The 21,864-nt window shown below is 37.4% G+C and carries 16 protein-coding genes; 15 read left to right on the top strand and 1 reads right to left on the bottom strand.

Translation table 11 applies throughout. The annotated features are described in order from the left end of the window. The first annotated feature begins 491 nt into the window (after positions 1–491). The 12 genes from FZC41_RS09280 to FZC41_RS09225 all read left to right on the top strand — a co-directional run bounded on the left by FZC41_RS09280 (position 492) and on the right by FZC41_RS09225 (position 17,209). Positions 492–1,862 (top strand): citrate/2-methylcitrate synthase, encoded by a 1,371-nt coding sequence (locus tag FZC41_RS09280; protein WP_148567121.1) that lies wholly within the window; start codon positions 492–494, stop codon positions 1,860–1,862. Between the two features lie 238 nt (positions 1,863–2,100). Continuing rightward, positions 2,101–3,072 carry a phosphate acyltransferase gene (locus FZC41_RS09275; RefSeq protein ID WP_148567120.1) on the top strand — a complete coding sequence of 324 codons (972 nt, stop codon included), beginning with the start codon at positions 2,101–2,103 and terminating at the stop codon, positions 3,070–3,072. After that, a complete protein-coding gene (iorA, locus tag FZC41_RS09270) occupies positions 3,047–4,828 on the top strand; it encodes an indolepyruvate ferredoxin oxidoreductase subunit alpha (RefSeq protein WP_148567119.1) in 1,782 nt (593 codons plus the stop codon). The genes FZC41_RS09275 and iorA overlap by 26 nt, the downstream gene beginning before the upstream one ends. Further along, positions 4,829–5,401, top strand: a complete 573-nt coding sequence (locus tag FZC41_RS09265) for an indolepyruvate oxidoreductase subunit beta (protein ID WP_148567118.1) — start codon at positions 4,829–4,831, stop codon at positions 5,399–5,401. It begins immediately after the preceding gene. Further along, the gene (locus FZC41_RS09260) at positions 5,379–5,672 is read left to right on the top strand and encodes a cysteine-rich small domain-containing protein (RefSeq protein ID WP_338000856.1); all 294 of its coding nucleotides are present in this window, start codon (positions 5,379–5,381) and stop codon (positions 5,670–5,672) included. The genes FZC41_RS09265 and FZC41_RS09260 overlap by 23 nt, the downstream gene beginning before the upstream one ends. A 26-nt stretch (positions 5,673–5,698) precedes the next feature. After that, on the top strand, positions 5,699–6,331 hold the full coding sequence (gene plsY, locus FZC41_RS09255) for a glycerol-3-phosphate 1-O-acyltransferase PlsY (protein WP_148567116.1): 633 nt from the start codon (positions 5,699–5,701) through the stop codon (positions 6,329–6,331). A 186-nt stretch (positions 6,332–6,517) separates the two neighbouring features. Further along, positions 6,518–9,463 carry a vitamin B12-dependent ribonucleotide reductase gene (locus tag FZC41_RS09250; protein ID WP_148567115.1) on the top strand — a complete coding sequence of 982 codons (2,946 nt, stop codon included), beginning with the start codon at positions 6,518–6,520 and terminating at the stop codon, positions 9,461–9,463. 74 nt (positions 9,464–9,537) lie between these two features. Further along, entirely contained in the window at positions 9,538–10,356 is an 819-nt protein-coding gene (gene proB / locus FZC41_RS09245; protein ID WP_148567114.1) for a glutamate 5-kinase, read from the top strand. Positions 10,357–10,377: 21 nt separating this feature from the next. Next, entirely contained in the window at positions 10,378–10,533 is a 156-nt protein-coding gene (locus FZC41_RS09240) for a stress-responsive transcriptional regulator PspC (protein ID WP_148567113.1), read from the top strand. Positions 10,534–10,540: 7 nt separating this feature from the next. Continuing rightward, entirely contained in the window at positions 10,541–11,653 is a 1,113-nt protein-coding gene (locus tag FZC41_RS09235; protein WP_148567135.1) for an MGDG synthase family glycosyltransferase, read from the top strand. 28 nt (positions 11,654–11,681) lie between these two features. Further along, positions 11,682–14,330, top strand: coding sequence for a valine--tRNA ligase (locus FZC41_RS09230; RefSeq protein WP_148567112.1), 2,649 nt, complete (start codon positions 11,682–11,684; stop codon positions 14,328–14,330). Between the two features lie 227 nt (positions 14,331–14,557). Next, positions 14,558–17,209, top strand: coding sequence for a cation-translocating P-type ATPase (locus FZC41_RS09225; protein WP_207725071.1), 2,652 nt, complete (start codon positions 14,558–14,560; stop codon positions 17,207–17,209). 79 nt (positions 17,210–17,288) lie between these two features. Here the strand turns inward: FZC41_RS09225 and FZC41_RS09220 are convergent, their stop codons facing one another. Next, on the bottom strand, positions 17,289–17,810 hold the full coding sequence (locus FZC41_RS09220; protein WP_148567111.1) for a DUF4364 family protein: 522 nt from the start codon (positions 17,808–17,810) through the stop codon (positions 17,289–17,291). A 123-nt stretch (positions 17,811–17,933) separates the two neighbouring features. On the opposite strand from FZC41_RS09220, the gene FZC41_RS09215 reads away from it, so the two are divergent. The 3 genes from FZC41_RS09215 (at position 17,934) to der (ending at position 21,674) form a co-directional block, all read left to right on the top strand. Next, positions 17,934–18,635 carry a 4Fe-4S double cluster binding domain-containing protein gene (locus FZC41_RS09215; protein ID WP_148567110.1) on the top strand — a complete coding sequence of 234 codons (702 nt, stop codon included), beginning with the start codon at positions 17,934–17,936 and terminating at the stop codon, positions 18,633–18,635. 263 nt (positions 18,636–18,898) lie between these two features. Beyond that, positions 18,899–20,248, top strand: coding sequence for a DUF512 domain-containing protein (locus FZC41_RS09210; protein ID WP_243136684.1), 1,350 nt, complete (start codon positions 18,899–18,901; stop codon positions 20,246–20,248). Between the two features lie 106 nt (positions 20,249–20,354). After that, entirely contained in the window at positions 20,355–21,674 is a 1,320-nt protein-coding gene (der, locus tag FZC41_RS09205) for a ribosome biogenesis GTPase Der (protein WP_148567109.1), read from the top strand. Positions 21,675–21,864: the final 190 nt, after the last annotated feature.

Genomic DNA, 21,864 nt, shown 5'->3' with positions numbered 1-21,864 from the left:
AGAGCCTGAACATCTCTATCTTATCTGGAAAGGTGATTTTTGGGTATAACCTTTTACCCACCACCCGCATAGCAGGTGGTTTATTGTTTCATTCGCTATGCGAATGAAACAGACTAAAGTCTAATAAACTAAAAAAGGCCAGGTTTCCCTGACCTTTGTCTTCAGTCTGAAGGCCAACCTGATAAAGGTTGGCCTTATCTTATATAGTTTGTCTTTTTAAATTAAAAAGGACAATAGAGATTAAATAAAAAGAAAAATGCAATTAATAATCATTGAGAAATTGAGAATACAAGTTTCAACTAAAATGAAAGAATAAAAAGCAATCTTTCAAAAATAAAATATAAACTATGAAATACAACTGTTTACAGCTGAAATAAGTGGATTTCAAAAATAATACTTTCAAATAAAACATTAAATAATAATATTTTAGCTTTATCTATATAAGATTATAGGGTATAATTAGAATAAATTAAGTATAGAAGAGGAGATTGATGATGAATCGTATTTTTTCGGAAATTACCCCTGAGATTATTAAATACAGTGAGTTATGTACAAAAAATAGTTATATTCAGCCAGAACTATATACAAAATATCGGGTCAATAGAGGCCTTCGGGACTTAGAAGGAAATGGTGTATTAACAGGTTTAACTGATATTTCTGAAATTATAGCCTATTTTTTTGATGAGAATGGTAAAAAAATTGGTCAAAAGGGTGAGCTGTTTTATCGCGGCATCAATATTGAAGAACTTGTTGATGGTTTTGTAAAAGAAAAGAGATTTGGATTTGAAGAGGTAACCTACCTTTTATTATTTGGAGATCTTCCTAAAAAGAATGAACTTCAAAACTTTTCAAAGCTTCTTGGAAATTATCGTAATTTACCAACTAACTTTGTACGTGATATTATCATGAAAGCACCAAGTCAGGATATGATGAATACTTTAGCCAGAAGTGTATTAACTTTGTTTGCTTATGATGATAATGCCAACGATGTAACCATTCCCAATGTCTTAAGACAATGTCTGGAACTGATTGCGCTATTTCCTTTGTTGGCTGTTTATGGTTATCAAACCTACAGTCATTATCATGATGGGCAAAGTTTCTTTATTCACCAACCCCAGCCTGAGCTTTCAACTGCGGAAAACATTTTATATATTTTGAGACCCGATTGTAAATATACTGAACTAGAAGCTCGGATTCTTGACATTGCTTTAGTACTTCATGCTGAGCATGGCGGAGGTAATAACTCTACCTTTACAACTCATGTTGTGTCATCATCTGGAACAGATACCTATTCTGTTATTGCAGCTTCATTAGGTTCGTTAAAGGGGCCAAAGCATGGGGGCGCAAATATTAAAGTTGTTGAAATGTTTAATGATATGAAGGAAAATATTGACGATTGGACCGATGAAAACAAAGTTCGGAGTTATCTTGCAGATCTGCTTCATAAAAAAGTTTTTGATAAAGCCGGACTTATTTATGGAATGGGGCATGCAATCTACTCCGTTTCTGATCCGCGAGCCGCTGTACTCAGAGGTTTTGTTAAAAGTCTCTCTGAAGAAAAAGGAATGCATGATGAATTTGATCTTTATTCGTTGGTAGAGCGTTTAGCTCCAGAGGTCATCAGGGATGAAAGAAAAATGTATAAAGGCGTTAGTGCCAACGTTGATTTTTATAGTGGTTTTGTTTATAGTATGTTAGGATTACCGCTGGAACTCTTCACACCGATATTTGCGATTGCCCGAATTTCCGGTTGGAGTGCTCACCGATTGGAAGAACTGATTAATGCCGGCAAAATTATTCGACCTGCATACATGAATGTTTGTGATCGACGAGACTACGAACCTTTAGCAGAGAGAAAATAAATAGAGTTGAAAATATAATTGCAATTCACAAAGTAAACTCATGTGAATTGTTAATAAAATTGTATTAAAGTCATGGTCTTCTCGATCTATTCTGTGCTAGAATAGACTGTGAAGACCATTTTTTAATATGATAGGATCATTATTTTTGAAAAGTAATTTAACAACTCAAAAAATTGTTTCTTTATTAAACGATTGAATTAGTGTATAATGATTCATACGAAAATGTGAGGGCAATAAAATGATCGATAACTTTAGCGATATTACTAATTCTGTAAAACTTGGTTCAAAACCTACATTAGTTGTTGCACTAGCTGCTGAAGCTGAGCTTCTTAAAGCACTTTCAACAGCAAAGGGAAGATATTTAATCAAGATAATCTTAGTTGGTAGTCAGGAAGAAATTCTAAAGATTAGTGCCGATAAAAAAATTGATCTAAGTGATATGCAAATCATTGATATTGTTGATTTAGTTACTGCCTGTGATAAAGCAGTGTCATTAGTACATCAAGGTGAAGCGGATTTTATTATGAAAGGTCTGGTCGACACCTCTATTTTTTTGAAAGCAGTAATCAATAAAACAAATGGTTTAACGATAGGACGACTTTTAAGTAGTATCATGATCATGAAACTAAAAACATATCATAAATTCTTGATGATATCTGATGGTGGCATAATTATTGACCCAGATTTAGAAAAAAAGAAGGGGATTATCGAAAATGTCGTTGTTTTAGCCAAATTGTTGGGAATTCAACCGGTGAAAATCGGATGTTTGGCTGCTAAGGAAAAAGTCAATCCTAAAATGCCAGCTACTGTAGATGCAGCTGCACTTAAAGAATTATCTGAGAAACATTATTTTGGTGAAAATGTTATTGTTGAGGGTCCTATAGCCATGGATTTGATGGTATCAAAAAAAGCAGCTCAAATAAAAGGGTATGTTTCAGAAGTTGCCGGAGATGTTGATGTGATTTTAGCCCCAAACATTGAAACGGGAAATGCAATACTGAAGGTCATGACCCATCTGGGTAATGCTGAATCAGCCGGAGTAGTAATGGGGGCTTGTGTGCCAATCATTTTAACTTCTCGGTCTGATTCTTATGAAAACAAATTAAATTCTATCACTCTGGGTATATATTTAACTCAACATATGGGTGATTGTCATGAAACACGAGAGGAGCAGAAAAAAAGAAATGAAAAAATTATTAACAGGAAATGAAGCCATCGCAAGAGGGGCCTGGGAAGCTGGAGTGAAATATGCCACAGCTTACCCAGGAACGCCTAGTACAGAAATATTGGAAAATGTGGCTACTTATGATGAAATAGTCTCAGAGTGGGCACCTAATGAAAAGGTAGCCCTAGAAGCTGCTGCAGGCGCTTGCATCGGTGGAGTGAGAAGCCTTTGCTCCATGAAGCATGTTGGGCTTAATGTAGCTGCTGATCCTCTTTTTACATTTGCCTGTCTAGGTGTTAATGCCGGTGCGGTAGTGGTTACTGCTGATGAACCAGGAATGTTTTCATCCCAAAATGAACAGGACAATCGTAATTATGCACGTCATGCTAAAGTCTGCATGTTCGAGCCTTCTGACAGCCAGGAAGCAAAAGATATGATCAAAGAAGCTTATACTGTCAGTGAAGAATATGATATGCCGGTTCTTTTTAGAATGACCACGCGAGTTTGTCACTCTAAATCTATCGTTGAATGTCAGGATAGAAAAGAAGTTGCGGATAAACCCTATGAAAAAGATATTAAAAAGTATTGTCCTTTACCTGCCTTTGCAAAAGGAATGCAGGTAAAACTTGCAAATAATTTTAAACAACTAGAAACTTATTCAAATACGACACCATTTAATTATATCGAAGATAATAAATCTGAAATCGGTATTATTGGTTCAGGAGTAGCCTTCCGTTATGCAAAAGAAGTTTACGGTGATAAAGCTTCTTATCTGAAAATTGGTTTTACTTACCCTCTTCCGATGGTAAAAATTGCAGAGTTTGCTAAAAACAAGAAAACTATTTATGTGTTTGAAGAAAATGATCCAATTATGGAAAAAGAAATTAAAGCAGCTGGTATCGCTTGTATTGGAAAAGAAAAGCTACCTACTATGGGTGAGTTAACTCCAGATCGAATACGTAAAGCATTATTAAATGAAGAAGTTTCAACCATTCAGCCGAATCCGGAAATGATTTTACCCAGACCACCAGCGTTCTGTGCAGGATGTCCTCATCGTGGTGCCTTCTATGAATTGGGACGTCGAAAAGATCTGATGATCTTTAGCGATATTGGTTGTTATTCCCTTGGGCTAATGCCACCATATAATGCAACAGATGCCATGATTTGCATGGGCGCAAGTATTAGTGGTGGGCATGGCGTTCAAAAGGCTTTTGACATAAAAGGAGATTATTCAAAAAAAGTTGTTTCTATTTTAGGAGATTCAACATTCTTCCACTCCGGTATTACCAGTCTGATGAATGTCGTCTATAATAAAAGCAATACCCTGACCATTATTTTAGACAATCGTATAACCGGAATGACAGGACATCAGCAAAACCCTGGTACTGGTTTTGACTTAAAGGGTGAAGAAGCTCCAATTATTGATATTGAGGCAATGGTTAAAGCTTGTGGGGTAAAAGAGCTAATTTCTATCGACCCTAATAATCTTGAGATGATGAACGATGCTATCGAATGGGGTCTCAATGTTGAAGGACCAGCGGTTATCATCACACGTTGGCCATGTGTGCTAAAAAAACTTTCTAATTTAGATAAAGATGAATTTCCAAGTGCATTTAAAAATTTCTGTACAGTAGATGTCGAAAAATGCGTCGGATGCAAAAAATGCTTAAAGTCTGGCTGCCCAGCTTTGGCCTTTGATACCGTTAATAAGAAATCTGGAATTCTAAAAGAGACTTGTGTTGGTTGCGGAGTTTGTGCTCAAATCTGTCCTAAACAAGCTATTGAAGTGGAGGCAAGATAGATGGAAACAAAGAATATTGTACTAGTTGGTGTTGGTGGTCAGGGAACTATTACCGCTGCCAAGCTGTTGACTACTGGCTTGATGGAAGCTGGTTTTGATGTTAAGATGAGTGAAATTCATGGTATGAGCCAACGTGGAGGTTCAGTTTCTTCATTGGTACGCTATGGTGATAATGTTCAGTCTCCTGTTATCGAAATTGGCAGTGCGGATATTATTGTTGCCTTTGAAAAATTAGAAGGACTCCGATCAATGGAATATCTGAAACCAAAAGGAAAAATGGTTGTTAATGATACTGAGATTTCGCCACTTTCTGTTGTTATTGGAACGAATGCTTATCCTGAAGGTATTTTGGAAGAAATAAAGAGTAAGATCGATTGTAGAGTGATGTCAGCATCTAAAATGGCTGAAGCGCTAGGAAATAATAAAGTGACGAACGTCATTCTTTTAGGATCTGTTATCAAATTAATGGGTTTGACAGAAATAGATTGGGAATCAATCATTTCCAAAAATGTTAAAGAAAAATTCATTGATATTAATATAAAAGCTCTTCATGCGGGAATGGATGCTGCTTAAAATGGATACAACCAAGAAAAACTTCAAGTTTTTTCAACATACTTCGTGTGAATATTTCCCGTGTCATAAAGCTGATGATATCAGTAAATTTAATTGCCTGTTTTGTTATTGTCCTTTATATGCGTTGGGAAAGGATTGCAGAGGCAACTTTGTTTTTACAGATAAAGGTATAAAAAACTGCAGCAATTGTAATTATCCCCATCAAAAAGAAAACTACGACGGTGTTCTGGAAAAACTATCAACACTTATTGAACGAGTCAAAATAGATTAAATTTAATGTGTTAAAGGGGTAGGGAAATGTCAATTATTATTGGTCTTGTTTTTATTATCGCAGCCTATTTGTTAGGAAACCTGAATTTTGCTTATATTCTGGTGAAATTTTTCAAAAATGAAGATGTGCGTGATTATGGGAGTGGCAATGCGGGCACAACAAATGTGCTTCGTGTAATGGGAAAAAAATTTGCAATACCGGTTTTTCTTCTTGATGCATTCAAGGGCTGTTTGGTAATTATTGTTGGAAGATACCTCTTGGGTCTTGGTGATGTTTATAATGGCATTTTTCTTGTTATCGGAGGAATTGCAGTTGTAGCTGGACATAACTGGCCAGCATTTCTTCAATTTCGTGGCGGCAAAGGAACGGCGACTTCATTAGGTGTATTTCTGACTTTAGATTGGGAAGTGGCTATTATTGCCATTATGATTGGTCTCATTGTATTAGCAATATGGAAAATGGTTTCTTTGGCTTCGATGGTAGGGATGACCATGCTGCCTATCTTTGCTCTTCTTTCGGGGCGAACTGTCACTGAAGTTGTTTTTGCTTTTGTATTATGTCTGTTTAGTTTATTCCAGCATCGAAAAAATATCGGGCGAATTATTCAGGGAAGAGAAAGCAAACTTGGGCAAAAAGTAAAAATAAAGAAAAAAGAATAATAATGCACTTTTAATAAAATGAGTCAATGAAACATTGACAAGGACGCACAAAGAAAAGGCTCTGTAAAGGGCCTTTTCTTTGTGGCCTCGAAAATACATAATAAATACATTGATAAACACTATATGTACAGTTATAATGATAAAGTTACACTACATCATGTATTTTATTCTAGGAGGAATGATAAATTGATAGAACTTAATCAGCTTTTTAAGCGTGTATTTACTAAAGAATTAGAAAACTCTGACACAACCGTGTATGATCTATTTCAATGGCAGACAGTGGATGTTATACTAAAGAATTACAAAAACGGCGAAACAATTTATGAAATGAAAGATCTGGAGTTTCCAGAAAATTACTCTCAAAATGCTTGTAATATTATTGCCACCAAGTATTTTAGAAGAAAAGGTATTCCTAATCACTTAGGATATGAACATAGTATGCGGGAAGTTGCTGACCGAATGGTAGGCTTTTGGACCGATGCACTACAAGAAGAAGGAATTATTGAAACCGATGAGGAGTGGCAAATTTGCTATGACGAGCTTGTTTATGGTCTTTTAATGCAAATGTGGGCTCCAAACTCACCGCAGTGGTTTAATACTGGTCTTATGAGAAACTATCAAATTTGCGGATCGAAAGATGATCTTTATTACTACGATGAGAAAACCGGACAGGTAGTGGAATCTGAAGATCGTTATACACGGACTCAATCAAGTGCTTGTTTTATTTTGTCAATACAGGACCGATTGCTTGGAGAACACTCGATTTCTGATCACTATGTGAGCGAAACAAAATTATTTAAAGGTGGTTCTGGTGTTGGAACAAACTTTTCCAATCTCCGCGCTGCTAATGAGGGACTTACAAGCGGTGGACAATCATCAGGAATGATGAGTTTTCTTCAGGGATTAGACCGCAACGCAGGGGCAATCAAATCAGGGGGAACAACAAGGCGGGCAGCTAAAATGGTCATCGTTGACATTGATCATCCCGAAATTGACAATTTTATTAACTGGAAAGTTAAAGAGGAACACAAAGCAAGAGCACTGGGTAAAATGGGATATGATCTATCAATGGATGGCGAAGCCTATCAAACAGTCAGTGGTCAAAACAGCAACAACTCAGTTCGATTAAATGCAGAATTTATGAAGGCTGTTTTAAATTTAAAAAACGAGCCAGATCATAGGATTAAGTTAAAAGGCCGAATTGATAGCAGTGTTGATCGAGAAGTACCGGTGCAAGAATTATGGAATAAACTTAATCAAGCTACTTGGGAATGTGCCGACCCTGGAATTCAATTTGACGATCGTTTTAATGATTGGCATACATGCCCAGGTGGTGAAGATGGGATGTTTGGTGAAAAAGCCAACCGTATTAATGCAACAAATCCCTGTTCTGAATACGCATTTTTGGATGATACAGCCTGTAATCTGGCATCCATTAATATTTTCCGTTTCTATAATCCAGAAGATAGTAGTTTTGCAACCGAGAGCTATAATCATTTAGTCGGATTAATCCAATGTGCTCTTGAAGCTTCTATTTTTAAGGGGCAATTTCCAACAAAGGATGTTGCCAGAAGAAGTTATTTATTTAGAACAACCGGTTTAGGTATTGCCAATGCGGCGTCTTTACTTCTTGCTTTAGGTTATCCTTATGATTCTCCAGAAGGCCGTACTTTAATTGCAAGTATCACCGGATTAATGACGGGTGTTTCATATTACGTTTCTGGGTTAATGGCGGGAAAGATTGGTGCTTTCCCGAAATATAAAATCAATGAAAAATATATGAAACGCGTTATCCGAAACCATAGCCGGGTTGCCGGGGCCCGAACAGATGGCTATGAGGAACTTCATTACGAGCCTATAAAAATCAATCATCAAATTTTACAAAAGATCGGGTTTAAGGATATCGGAACACAGTTGAAGCATGTATGGAAACTAGCTGATGAAGCGGGTGAAGCCTATGGATATCGTAATGCGCAGGTATCAGCTATCGCACCAACGGGGACGATTTCTTTTGCTATGGATTGTGGCGCAACCTCTGTGGAACCTTTTTACAATCATGTTGTTTTCAAAAAACTCATCGGTGGGGGATCCATGGAGATAGTGAACCCGGTAATGGAAATGGCGCTTTATAATTTAGGATATAATGACCAGGAAATTAGAAATATTTTAACCTATTTACTGGAAAAAGATGATAGAGGATATTTCCTACATGAGGGAGTAAGCGGTGCGCCTCATATAAAACCTGAGCACTTACCTGTTTTTGATACAGCCAATACAATTTCTCCAATGGGACATGTTTTGATGGTCTCTGCAATAACACCAATGATAAGTGGATCAGTCTCAAAAACGGTTAATCTTCCTCATGATGCAACGATAAAAGATGTAGAAGACATCCATTTGCTAGCATACCGTACTGGCACAAAGGCAATTGCTGTTTATCGTGACGCGTGCAAAGCTTCACAGCCACTAAGTTCTGGTATGGATGACTATCAGGAAAAGGCCCTTGAAGATTATAACTATGATGAATTATTAGCGCTTGTAAAAGAGGGGTCAACAAAAGCATTAAATCGCGTCCGCCCGGATGGCATGCGTTTAAGTCGAACACATGCCGCAAAAATAGGTGATATTGAGCTGTATATCACGATCGGGTTTTACGAAGATGGTGGTATCGCAGAAATCTTTGTATCCACAGATAAAGAAGGTACAGTTGTAAAAGGATTGCTTGCATCCCTTTCTAAATCCATATCAAATATGCTTCAATACCATATCCCACCCGATCAGATATCAAAAATGCTTCGGGGCCAAAAATATGAACCATCAGGTTTTGTATCTCGGCATCCCTATATTAAATTTGCTTCATCAATTTCTGACCTCATCAGTAAAGTTATTGACATAGAACATGGCGATTTTTCAAATTGTCAGGTTAAACCTAAAAATTTCACCGTTATGAGCAAAACAAATCTTGTTCATAGTATTCCCGGTGAAGAAAGTCCAGATTTAGAGTATAATAAAGGATCAAACGGAGAGGTTTTATATGGAGAAACCTGTAGCAGCTGCGGAAGCGATCGTATGATGCGTAATGGAACTTGTAAAATCTGTTTGGATTGCGGAACCACCACAGGATGTAGTTGAGAACAAAAAAGATTTGCTGTTTGATATTTGTTTGGTATAATAATTAACTAAGATGTATTACTTAGGAGATTTTAATGCGAGAAAAAATTAAAGAAGCAACAACGATCGTTGTTAAAATGGGAACAACTTCAATAACCCATTCAAATGGAACCCTTGATTTTAAGAAGCTCGACAGCCTTGCGCGAGTATTGACCGATCTCGAAAACAGTGGAAAGAAAATAGTTCTGGTATCATCAGGTGCTATTGGAGCAGGAATGAATCGGATGGGTATGAAGGAACGTCCCAGGACACTTAAAGATAAACAGGCAGCTGCATCCGTTGGACAAGGATTACTCATGCAGATTTATCATAAATTCTTTGATCAATACCATCAAAATGTGGGACAAATTTTATTAACAAAAGATGTATTTAAACATTCAATTAAACGAAATAATGCCATGAATACTTTTAGTGCTCTTATTGAACGCGGCATTATTCCAATAGTTAATGAAAATGATTGTATTGCTACTGATGAGATTCAAGAGGAATGTTTTGGGGATAATGACATTTTATCAGCAATGACCGCTGATATAGTGGGATCTGATCTTTTAGTCATTTTATCTGATGTTGACGGTTTATATGATGATAATCCATCGGTGAATAAAGAAGCCAGTCTTATTAAAACGGTTTTGAAGATTGACAATAATATTATGAAAAGTGCTGGAAATTCTGGATCAGATTTGGGGACGGGCGGAATGATCACGAAGCTTGGTGCAGCAAAATATGCTACCGACTGTGGAATTGATGTGGTCATTGCATCGGGAGATGTTTGCAGTATATTATACGATATTCTTGATGGAAAAGAAGTTGGAACCATTTTTTTGAGTGATGTAAAAGATAATTTAGTGAATTAAGATTTAGAATGGAGGGCGACTATGTTTAAAAAAATATTTGTTGGAATTTCTGTTGTTATGGCCGGTATGTTAATGGTTTTTAGTGGATTTTATTTTGGTGAAAGAAGAAGAGAAAAAGCCATTGGCGGTAGATTGAAACGGGTTAACTACAAATTTACGAAAGAATTTGAAGACTAGGTTGAATATGGCAAAGGTGTTTATTTTCACAGCATCCACGGGCGCCGGTCACAATTTGGCAGCTCAGTCTTTAAAAGAATCCCTTGATGAGGTCGGTTATCAGACAGAAGTTTATGATGCTTTTAAGGAAATAAATGTAGCTCTTGATCGACTGATAACCAAAGGCTATCAGCAGATGGTGGTGAATATACCAAAGCTTTATGAGCAAATGTACAATCAGTTTAACAATATGAATCGCTTTCAGCAGGGGATATTCCAAGTTCTCACAAAGATCATGAACCCAGATATTGTTCCTTTAATTAAATCCGGCAAGCCGGATCTGATCATAACAACCCATCCGTTTGTAACTAATGTTTTGGGCACACTCAAAGAACATGGTGCTTTTGATGTACCCGTGCTGTCGATTGTTACCGATTATAAGATTCATACCATTTATTTAAAGAAAATGATTGACGCCTATGTGGTGGGCAGTGATTATACAAAGCAAACCATGGTGGAAAAAGGGGTAGATGAAAAAATAATTTTTCCTTACGGAATTCCTGTTCGACAAACATTTTTGGAAAATAATCATCTTAATAAAAAGGAAGCCGCAGATGTTGTCGGGACCATTTTATTGATGGCTGGCAGCTTAGGCAGTAAACAAATGGAAAAAGCCTTTTCTGCTTTGCTGAAGGTCAAAGAGAAAATCCGCATTATTGTTGTTTGTGGAAATAATGCCAAAATTGAAAAAGAAATTCGAAGTCTCACTAGCCGAGAGACCGACCAAAATAAAATTGTAGAAGTTCACGGTTTCGTCAATAACGTATCAGAACTTATGGATCAATCTGATGCCATCATTTCAAAACCCGGTGGACTGACGACAACTGAGGCCATTGTAAAGAATATTCCCATGATTATTCCTTTTTACTATCCAGGACAAGAAGAAGAAAATGCGGATTACCTGGTTGATGGCGGTATGGCGATTAAGGTTGATAAGATTAAGGATTTAACCTCAATGGTTGACTTTTTATTTGAAAATAAATATATTATTAAGCGCATGTCGGAGAATATGTCAGAAGAAGCACAAAAACGCTCCATGAGTAAAACCATTGAGCTATGTCAAAGTTTAATTGCACAATAAAGACCATAAAAGATCAGCAGGTGAAAAAATGAAGAAAGAAATGTCAAAAACATATAATCCCAAAGAAGTTGAAGATAAAACTTATGCATACTGGCAGGAAAAAGGATATTTTAAGCCAGAGGTGAATCCGGACGGAGAACCATTTACAATTGTTATGCCGCCTCCAAATATTACCGGACAACTCCATATGGGTCATGCATTTGATGGAACCCTTCAGGATGTTCTAGTCCGATATAAACGTATGGATGGTTATTCCGCATTGTGGTTGCCGGGAACAGATCATGCTAGCATTGCTACAGAAGTTAAAGTGGTGGATAAACTTCGTGAAGAAGAAGGCAAAACTAAACAGGATATTGGCAGAGAAGCCTATTTAGAACGTGCCTGGGATTGGGCAATGACCTACAAAACCCGGATCACGGATCAGTTGAAAAAACTGGGAGCCTCCTGTGATTGGAGCCGTGAACGGTTTACAATGGATGAAGGATGCAGTCATGCAGTCAATGAAGCTTTTGTCAATCTTTATGAAAAAGGTTTGATTTATAAAGGCAGCCGGATCATCAACTGGTGCCCAACCTGTAAGACGGCCTTATCTGAAGCAGAAGTCGAGTACGCTGAACAACAAGGTCATCTCTGGCACATACAGTACCCATTGGCCGATGGAGAAGGATATTTGGTCGTTGCCACTACCCGTCCTGAAACAATGTTGGGAGATAGTGGCGTCGCTGTTAATCCTGAGGATGAACGTTATAGTCACCTGGTTGGAAAAAACGTCATCTTACCGCTGTTAAATAAAGAAATTCCCATTGTGGCAGACGATTACGTGGATATGAATTTCGGTACTGGTGCGGTTAAGATGACCCCAGCCCACGATCCAAATGACTATGAAGTAGGCCTTCGACATAATTTAGAGCAAATTCGTGTAATCAATGATGATGGAACGATGAATGAACTTGCCGGAAAATATCAGGACATGGATCGTTACGACTGCCGCGTAGCAGTCGTAAAAGATCTGGAAGACCTCGGGCTTCTAGAAAAGATTGAAGATCATCAGCACAATGTCGGAGAATGCTATCGCTGTGGTACCACGGTAGAAACTCTGACTTCAGAGCAGTGGTTTGTGAAAATGGAACCTCTTGCACAGCCAGCACTGGATGCTGTCAGAAACAGGGAAACCGAATTTATTCCTGATCGTTTCAGTAAAATATATTACAATTGGTTGGAAAACATCCGAGACTGGTGCATTTCGCGTCAATTGTGGTGGGGGCATCGCATTCCAGCCTATTATTGCGGTGATTGTGGCGAGACGATTGTTGCTAAAGAAGCGCCCACAATCTGCCCAAAATGCGGAATGTCTCATATTACTCAGGATGAAGATGTTTTGGATACATGGTTTAGTTCCGGGCTTTGGCCATTCTCGACTTTAGGCTGGCCGGAAAATACAGCTGACTTAAAAAAATTCTATCCAACTTCAGTGCTTGTTACCGGCTATGATATTATTTTCTTCTGGGTAGCGCGTATGATTTTTATGGGTATTCTTGAAATGGGGGAAGTACCTTTTAAAGATGTCTATATTCATGGGTTGGTGAGAGATTCTCAGGGGAGAAAAATGAGCAAATCTCTTGGAAATGGGATTGATCCTCTCGAACTCATTGAAACCTACAGTGCTGACGCGCTTCGCTTCACCATCATTACTGGGAACTCTTCAGGAAATGATATCAGATGGCAAGATGAAAAGGTTGAAGCAAGTCGTAATTTTCTGAATAAAATTTGGAATGCGGCACGATTTGTTCTAATGAATCTGGATGAAGACATTATGGATAAGAGCGAAATAGCCCTGGCACATCTTGAAAATACGGATAAATGGATTCTGAGCCGAATGAATACCATTGTTCAAGAAGTAAACCATAATATGGATAAATATGAATTGGGAATTGCTGCTTCAAAAATATATGATTTTGCATGGAATGAATATTGTGATTGGTACATTGAATTAGTGAAACCAAGACTATATGGTGATGAAGACAAAACAAAAATTTCAGCACAGTACACATTACGCGTGGTTTTGGATACGATCCTTCGATTGTTACATCCATTCATACCTTTTATCACTGAAGAAATAAACAGTTATTTGCCAGGAACGACTGGTGATATCATGGTTGCAAAATGGCCTCATTTTAATGAAGCCTATGTTTTCGCAAAAGATGAAAAAGAAGTGGTGTTCTTAATGGAAGCCATCCGGAGCATCCGAAATATTCGGGCTGAAATGGATGTGCCAAATTCTAAAAAGACCCAGTTGTTCATGATCTCAGCAAATAAAGAACGATTGGCGTTAATGAAATTATCCCTTCATTATTTCCAGAAACTGGCATCGGTATCATCGGTTCTTGCAATCACTCAAGAAGATGTTCAAGACAATTACGTGTCTGCTGCGGTGGAAGATTTAGAACTCTATATTAATTTGGATGAGCTTGTGGACAAGGAAAAAGAAATTACACGTCTCGAGACTGAGAAAAAGAAGCTTGAACAAGAAATCGAAAGAGTCAATAAAAAATTATCCAACAAAGGGTTTACCGATAAAGCTCCAGAAAAAGTAATCGCAGGTGAACGGGAAAAACAGCGTAAATACCAGGAGACCATCCAGAAAGTTTTAGATCGATTGGATTATTTTAACAAATAAAAACTTTTACTGATTAAGTAAATATGCTAAAATGCTAGGATATGAATGAATTTCCTAAAGGGAAATAACTCACCGAAAGGATTTATCCAGCCGTCAATCCGGGATTCCCCCAGTTGGATAACAGGCTAGCTTGGAGTAAGACCTTTATTTCAAATGATTTTGTAGACTTACAAATATTTTGAAATAAAGGTCTTTTTATATAATATGAATAGAAAGGAGGAATTTTATTGAAAATAAAAGCAAGCTTTTTATATAAACAATCAGAACTTGAAAATATTTTCGAAGTTGATCCTCTGGTAGGGTTAAGTACTGAAGAAGTTTCAGAACGTATTGGAGTTTATGGAAAAAACAAACTAATTAAAGCAAAGAAGACTTCGTTCGCGGCGATGTTCCTTTTACAATTTAAAAATATTTTAATTCTCGTTCTTTTAGCTGCAGCCATTATTTCAGGCGTGATGGGTGAAATCAGTGATGCAATCCTGATTATTATTATTGTGATTATGAACGCTTTTATCGGTGCGAGCCAAGAAAATAAGGCACAAACTTCAATGGAAGCTTTGAAAAAATTGACCAATCCGGAAGCCAAGGTGTTAAGAAATGGAAAGCGCGAAATCATTAAATCTGAAGAATTAGTGCCTGGAGATGTGGTATATTTGGATGTTGGCGATTTTGTCCCTGCTGACGGACGCTTACTTGAAGTAGCTTCATTAAAAATTGAAGAATCCTCTTTAACCGGAGAATCGGTACCCGTTAATAAAGCGGTGATTGACCTTATTGATCCTGAAACTCCTCTGGGAGATCGCAGAAATTTAGTATTCATGAGCAGTCTTGTTAACTATGGACGAGGCAAATATATGGTAACCTCCACTGGAATGAAGTCGGAAATAGGAAAAATAGCTGGAATGATTCAGGGAACAGAAACTATTCTGACTCCGCTTCAAAAACGTTTAGATGAACTTGGAAAGATACTTGCAATTGGTACGATTGTCGCCTGCGCAGCCGTATTTGTGATTGGATTAATCCGTGGCGGAGATCCTTTGTTGTTATTTATGACTGCCGTCAGTCTTGCCGTTGCAGCCATCCCTGAAGGTTTGCCAGCAATTGTTACGGTTGTTTTAGCTATTGGAGTTCAAAAGCTGGTATCAAGAAATGTGATCATTAGAAAATTGGATGCGGTGGAAACCTTAGGGTGCGCCTCTGTTATCTGTTCAGATAAGACGGGAACTTTGACCCAGAATAAAATCACGATTGAAAAATTAGTTGCTAATGGTGAAATCAGTAATGTCTCTGATTTAAAAGAAAAGATCATGAACGGTCCTGAGAAAATGATTGTAGAAATCGGAATGCTCTGCAATGATGCTTCTATTATTACTGGTAAAGACGGCGTTCAGGAAATTGGTGATCCTACCGAAGTTGCAATGATCGCATTAGCTGCAAATCTAGATTTTGACAAATCTGCCAAAATAGAAAAGTTCCCTAGAGTTGGGGAACTGCCTTTTGACTCTGAACGGAAGATGATGACGACTGTTCATCGAGTCGGAGATACTTGGTACAGTTTTACAAAAGGTGCACCAGAACATATGTTGAATTGTGCGAAATATTACTTTTCAAAGAATCAAATTGTTTTAATGAGTGAAGAAAATATAAATGATATCAATAAAAAAAACAATATCCTTTCTGACGATGCTTATCGTATCATTGCCTATGGGTATAAGCACTTTGATGCCATGCCAGAAGTATCCGTTGAAAATTTAGAACAGGATCTTATTTTCTGCGGCGTGACTGGAATGATTGATCCACCAAGAGCTGAAGTAAAAGAATCGATTAAAATCTGTAAAATAGCTGGTATAAAAACAGTAATGATCACCGGCGATCATAAGAATACGGCGGTTGCCATTGCAAAACAACTCGACATTTTCGAAAAAAAGAGTTTAGCTTATACTGGTGAAGAACTCTCAAAAATGAGTGATAAAGAATTGCATGATCAAATTGATAATATTGCAGTCTTTGCTCGGGTTGCGCCGGAACATAAGGTGCGTATTGTGGATGCATGGCAAAAAAAAGGACGTGTCGTTGCAATGACCGGAGATGGAGTCAATGATGCTCCTGCCCTGAAAAAGGCAAACATTGGCTGTGCCATGGGGATCATAGGAACTGACGTTTCAAAAGAGGCGGCAGATATAATTTTGACGGATGACAATTTTTCGACAATTGTATCGGCAGTCGAAGAAGGCCGTGGCATCTACTCCAATATAAAAAAGGCGGTTCATTTCCTGCTATCCTGCAATATTGCCGAGATTTTAATTCTGCTTATTGCCACGATAATTGGATGGTTACAGCCTTTACTCCCCCTTCATATTTTATGGATTAACCTCATAACGGATAGTTTACCGGCTCTCGCTCTGGGAGTGGAAAAAAACAGCGCTGAGCTAATGAAAGAAAGACCGCGGAGTCCCAAGGAAAGCATTTTTGCCCATGGTTTGGGCGGACGCATTATTTTTCAGGGAATTGTACTTGCAGCGATCACTTTGACAGTATATCAGATTGGGTTTGTTAATTTTGGTGTTGAAGTGGCTAGAACCATGTGTTTTGCTGTGCTGGGATTTTCTCAATTAGCACATGCTCTTAATGTGCGTTCTCAAAAAAAATCTTTGTTTTCAGCAAGATTATTTACGAATCAATATTTATGGGGTGCCTTGGGAATATCCTGTGCCTTGGAATTAACCATATTGTTAATTCCAACTTTTCAACTTATTTTTGACGTTGTTAGTATGAGTGCAACACAGTGGTTCATTGTTTTTATCGGTACACTTTCACCAATTATTGTGGTTGAATTCACAAAGTTAATTGGACGAATCATTCGAAAGAAATTCTTCTAAAAACAGACAAATTAAGAACCCTTTCTATTGACCAAATGATAACAAAAAGGGTTCTTTAGTTACAGACAGTAAATGATGATCAGGTTAGAGCTTTTAGTACGGATGTATAAAGTTCTTGAGTGTTTTCTTTCCAACGATTACAAATATCTAAAGCCAGCTTCAGAGTAGGTGCATTAAGAGAGATTTCCATTAAAACAATATTATTTTCGTGAAGCTTTAGTTCAACGATAAAATCAGAATCTCCCTTTTTTTGATAATTTGCGGTGACCTTTACTTCTTTAAAAATCTTTTCTCTGTTTTCTCTAAGGTAAAGATCGATCATATCCGTGATGTATATTGGAATTTTATCATGAAAAACATTAAGGGTTTCTTTGCCCATGGGTGTAAGGCTAAGCACAGACTTTCCATCATATTCCAATGTCGAAAGAAATTCATCTTTTATCAAATCATCAATATATAATTGAATATCAAAATAGCTAATTTGCAAGTTCTCAATTACGATGAGAGCAACTTGTTCACGGGTCAAGGATGTTTTTATTTTTTTTAGTGCATACAGTATTATAAGTTTATCCTCAGCCTGTTGTTCAGAATTAAAGAGCATCCACACCACCACCTTTGCTTTTGATATTATCATTGTAACATATTAAGAGGGATATTTGGCTATTACTATTTAAAAAAGAGCGGAAAACGAGAAAGAAAATATTTTATTTTCATGAAGGTGACTATGAAAGAATTAATAAAGGACGATAATAACTTTAACGATTCGATTACAACGCTTGGTAAATCTTTAGGGGCTACCCAACTTGGCTTTTCAGATATTACAATTCTGCCAGAGAATAAACGGATGGGATTTATTTATGGTATTACGATTATTGTAAGACTCTCAGAGGGTATTTTGAACCAAATTGAGGATGAGCCCACACAGACTTATTTTAGTCATTATCGAAGTGTTAATCGACTCATTGATCAGATTAGTTTGCGGATCTCGTTATTTTTAGAAGAACAGGGATATCCAAGTATTGCTATTCCGGCTTCTCAATCAGTAAGTGATCCAGACGATGCATTTACGGGTGCTTTCCAGCATAAAACCGGGGCGGTCTTATCAGGGCTCGGGTGGATTGGCCGGAGTGCCTTGTTTATTCATGAAAACTATGGTCCTCGTGTGCGGATGGGGACGGTGTTAACCAATGCGCCTTTTCAGGTCGGCATTCCGGTAACTCAGAGCTCCTGCGGTTCCTGCCGCTCCTGTGTGACAGTCTGTCCGGCTATGGCCATTGAAGGACGGCTTTGGAAACTGGGAACTCCCAGAAATGAACTTTATGATGCATTTAGATGCAGTCAGTATATGAAAGATGTATTTCAACACATCGGCAGGGGAGCGGTGTGTGGGCTTTGCATGGTGGCGTGCCCAGTTGGGAAAAAATAGCAGCATCGAAAGATTGAAGCTGCGAATCTAAAAGACCAGGGTTATATATAATATCCACATTACTTGCTAAATTCGGGAAGGCGGCATTTTTTGCTTAATATTATATCGCAATTAGTTTAAATAAATTGAAAATTATGCATTTATGGGCTGAAATATTCTTAAATAGGTATTTTTTTTTCAGAAAATAATATATAATAGATAAGAAGAACTGCCGACTAGTTTTGCTGGCAGTTTTTAAATTGTAAAGAAATAAGTGAGATGGATTGAAAAAGTTTATAATTGAGGGCGTACAGAATAATAGTATATTGAAAGAAATGGAAGTAGAAGCCGGAGATCTTCTGCTTTCAATAAATGGCATGCCTGTGACGGATGTGCTGGATTATCGCTATTTAATAGCGGATGAAACACTGGTTGTGGAAATCGAAAAGCCAGATGGTGAGATCTGGGAGCTGGATATTGAAAAAGATTTTGAAGCGGATTTAGGCATTGAATTTCCCGAGGAAATGCTTGAAACCAAAACATGCAAAAACAACTGTATCTTTTGCTTCATTGATCAATTACCAACAGGTATGCGTGAAAGTCTTTATGTGAAAGATGATGACGAGCGATTGTCTTTTTTGACAGGAAATTATATCACTATGACAAATCTTACTACGGATGAACTTAATCGCATCATCCGATACCGAATTATGCCAATGAATTTATCCATACACACCACAAATTCTGAGCTTCGCTGCAAGATGCTCAATAATCGGTTTGCCGGGGATGTGATGTTTTATCTTGAAAAATTTCGGGCCAATCATATTCAAATGAATGGGCAAATTGTTTTGGTTCCTGGTTATAATGATGGTAAGGAACTTAAAAATACTCTGGAGGATTTGAAGTCATTTTATCCTGTCCTACAATCTGTCTCTGTTGTGCCAGTAGGGCTTTCCAGGCATCGACAAGGTTTGGCTGAATTATGTGTCTTTAATCAGGAACAGGCGTTAAAAACACTGGATATTATCAATAAAGTCCATCTGGAGATGAAAGAAAGACATGGCGATGGTTTTGTTTATCCCAGTGATGAATTTTTTCTTTTAGCAGATCTCCCCGTACCAGAAGCTTCATACTACAATGGGTTCCCCCAAATTGAAAATGGGGTAGGGATGATGGCTGATTTTAAGGAGAGCCTTGAAAGCGCAGCAGAAAATTATGAAAATGACTATAGCAACGATTCCATTATATTAGCACCTTTATCAGATACTGTGCATCATAAAATTGGCATTATTACCGGCCGCCTTGCTAATACTTTTATGACTAATCTGATGAATGACCTAAAAAAAGTGATGCCCAAACTTGATGTGATTGTTTATCCTATAAATAATAATTTTTTTGGCGATGCCATTACCGTTTCTGGTTTAATAACAGGCAAAGATATTGTTGAACAAATCAAACCTAAACTATCTGAAAATGAAAGAGATTTACTGCTAATTCCGGAAAATGCACTTCGACAGGGCACTCAAGTCCTACTGGATGATTGGACACTAAAAGAACTTACTGAAACTCTTGGTGTTAAAGTTGCAGGAGTGCCTGTTGATGGAGAAAGCCTGATTAAAATATTAAATAGATAATTAAATATAAAAAATGATAATGCAAATAAACTAGTAAAGTACATGTAAGAATTGTTAACAATTATAATAGCTGATACTAGTATAAATTAAGTGAGGAAATATAATTATGTCAAAACCTATCGTAGCAGTGGTTGGACGTCCAAATGTTGGAAAATCGACCCTGTTTAATAAATTAGTTGGAGAAAGAATAGCCATTGTGGAGGATACTCCCGGTGTTACCAGAGATCGTATCATTGCCGATGCTGAATGGCAAAATCATCATTTTACACTCATTGATACTGGTGGTATAGAGCCCCATACCAAGGATGATATTTTTCTGCAAATGAGACTTCAAGCTGAAATTGCCATTGATATGGCAGATCTGATCATTTTAATGGTTGATGGCCGTGAAGGAATGACTGCATCAGATTTAGAAGTTGCAACGATGATCAGAAAACACGAGAAAAATGTATTACTTGCAGTTAATAAAATTGATAGCCTTAATCTCGAAAACAACGCTTTTGAATTCTATAATCTTGGAATTGGAGAGCCCATCGCTATTTCTGCCGAACAGGGACTTGGATTAGGAGATTTCTTAGATGAAATAATCAACCGAATCAGTCGTTATTATAATGATGAAGAAGAAATCGATGATCGGTTAAGGATCGCTGTAGTAGGAAAACCAAATGTAGGGAAGTCGACTCTGATTAATAAAGTTTTAGGGCAGGATCGATTGATTGTCAGTGATATTCCCGGAACTACAAGGGATGCAGTTGACACAAGTGTACGTTATGACGGCCAGGATTATGTTTTGATTGATACCGCGGGTTTGAGACGCAAGAAAAAAATATATGAAGATATCGAACGTTACAGCATTGTTCGCGCTATTGCTGCAGTGGAAAGAAGTCAAGTGGTTCTTATGCTCATTGATGCTTCCCAAGGTGTGACCGAACAGGATGCCAAAATTGCAGGTATTGCTCATAATCGAGGGATTCCATCCGTTGTTATCGTTAATAAATGGGATACCGTAGAAAAAGATAATAAAACTATGAAAAAAATGGAAGGGGATATTCGTGATGCACTTTCATTTATGGATTACGCCCCCATTATTTTTATTTCTGCGAAAACAGGTCAGCGATTAGGTAAAATATTTGAAACCATAGAATTTGTAAAAGCACAAAGCGCAAAACGTATTACTACCGGAAAAATCAATGAGGCGATGGCCGAATTCACATTAATGAAACAGCCGCCATCAAAACATGGCCGAAGATTAAAACTATTCTATGCATCACAGGTAGCCATCAACCCTCCAACCTTTATTGTTTTCGTTAATGACCCAACATTAATGCATTTTTCTTATCAACGCTATTTAGAAAATAAATTAAGAGAAACCTTTGATTTCTTTGGTACACCGATTCGTTTCTATGTGCGAGAGAGAACAGAATAAAAGAAATGCAAAGCTCACAAGAATTTTAGCACAATTGTTAAAGTTCTTGTGAGCTTATTTTTTGGTAAAAAGGTTGAAATATTATGTCGCGAAATGTAAGTTTCGTGACAAAAAGGACAAAATGTGATATACTATCCATGCGTTAAGCTTTTGGTATTGGTATCTGGCTTATTTAACCAGATATCATCAC

The organism is Acetobacterium paludosum (assembly GCF_008086595.1).
Classification (GTDB): domain Bacteria; phylum Bacillota; class Clostridia; order Eubacteriales; family Eubacteriaceae; genus Acetobacterium; species Acetobacterium paludosum.
Note: the sequence above shows the minus strand (reverse complement) of the source record. Positions and strands in the feature narration are given on the sequence as shown.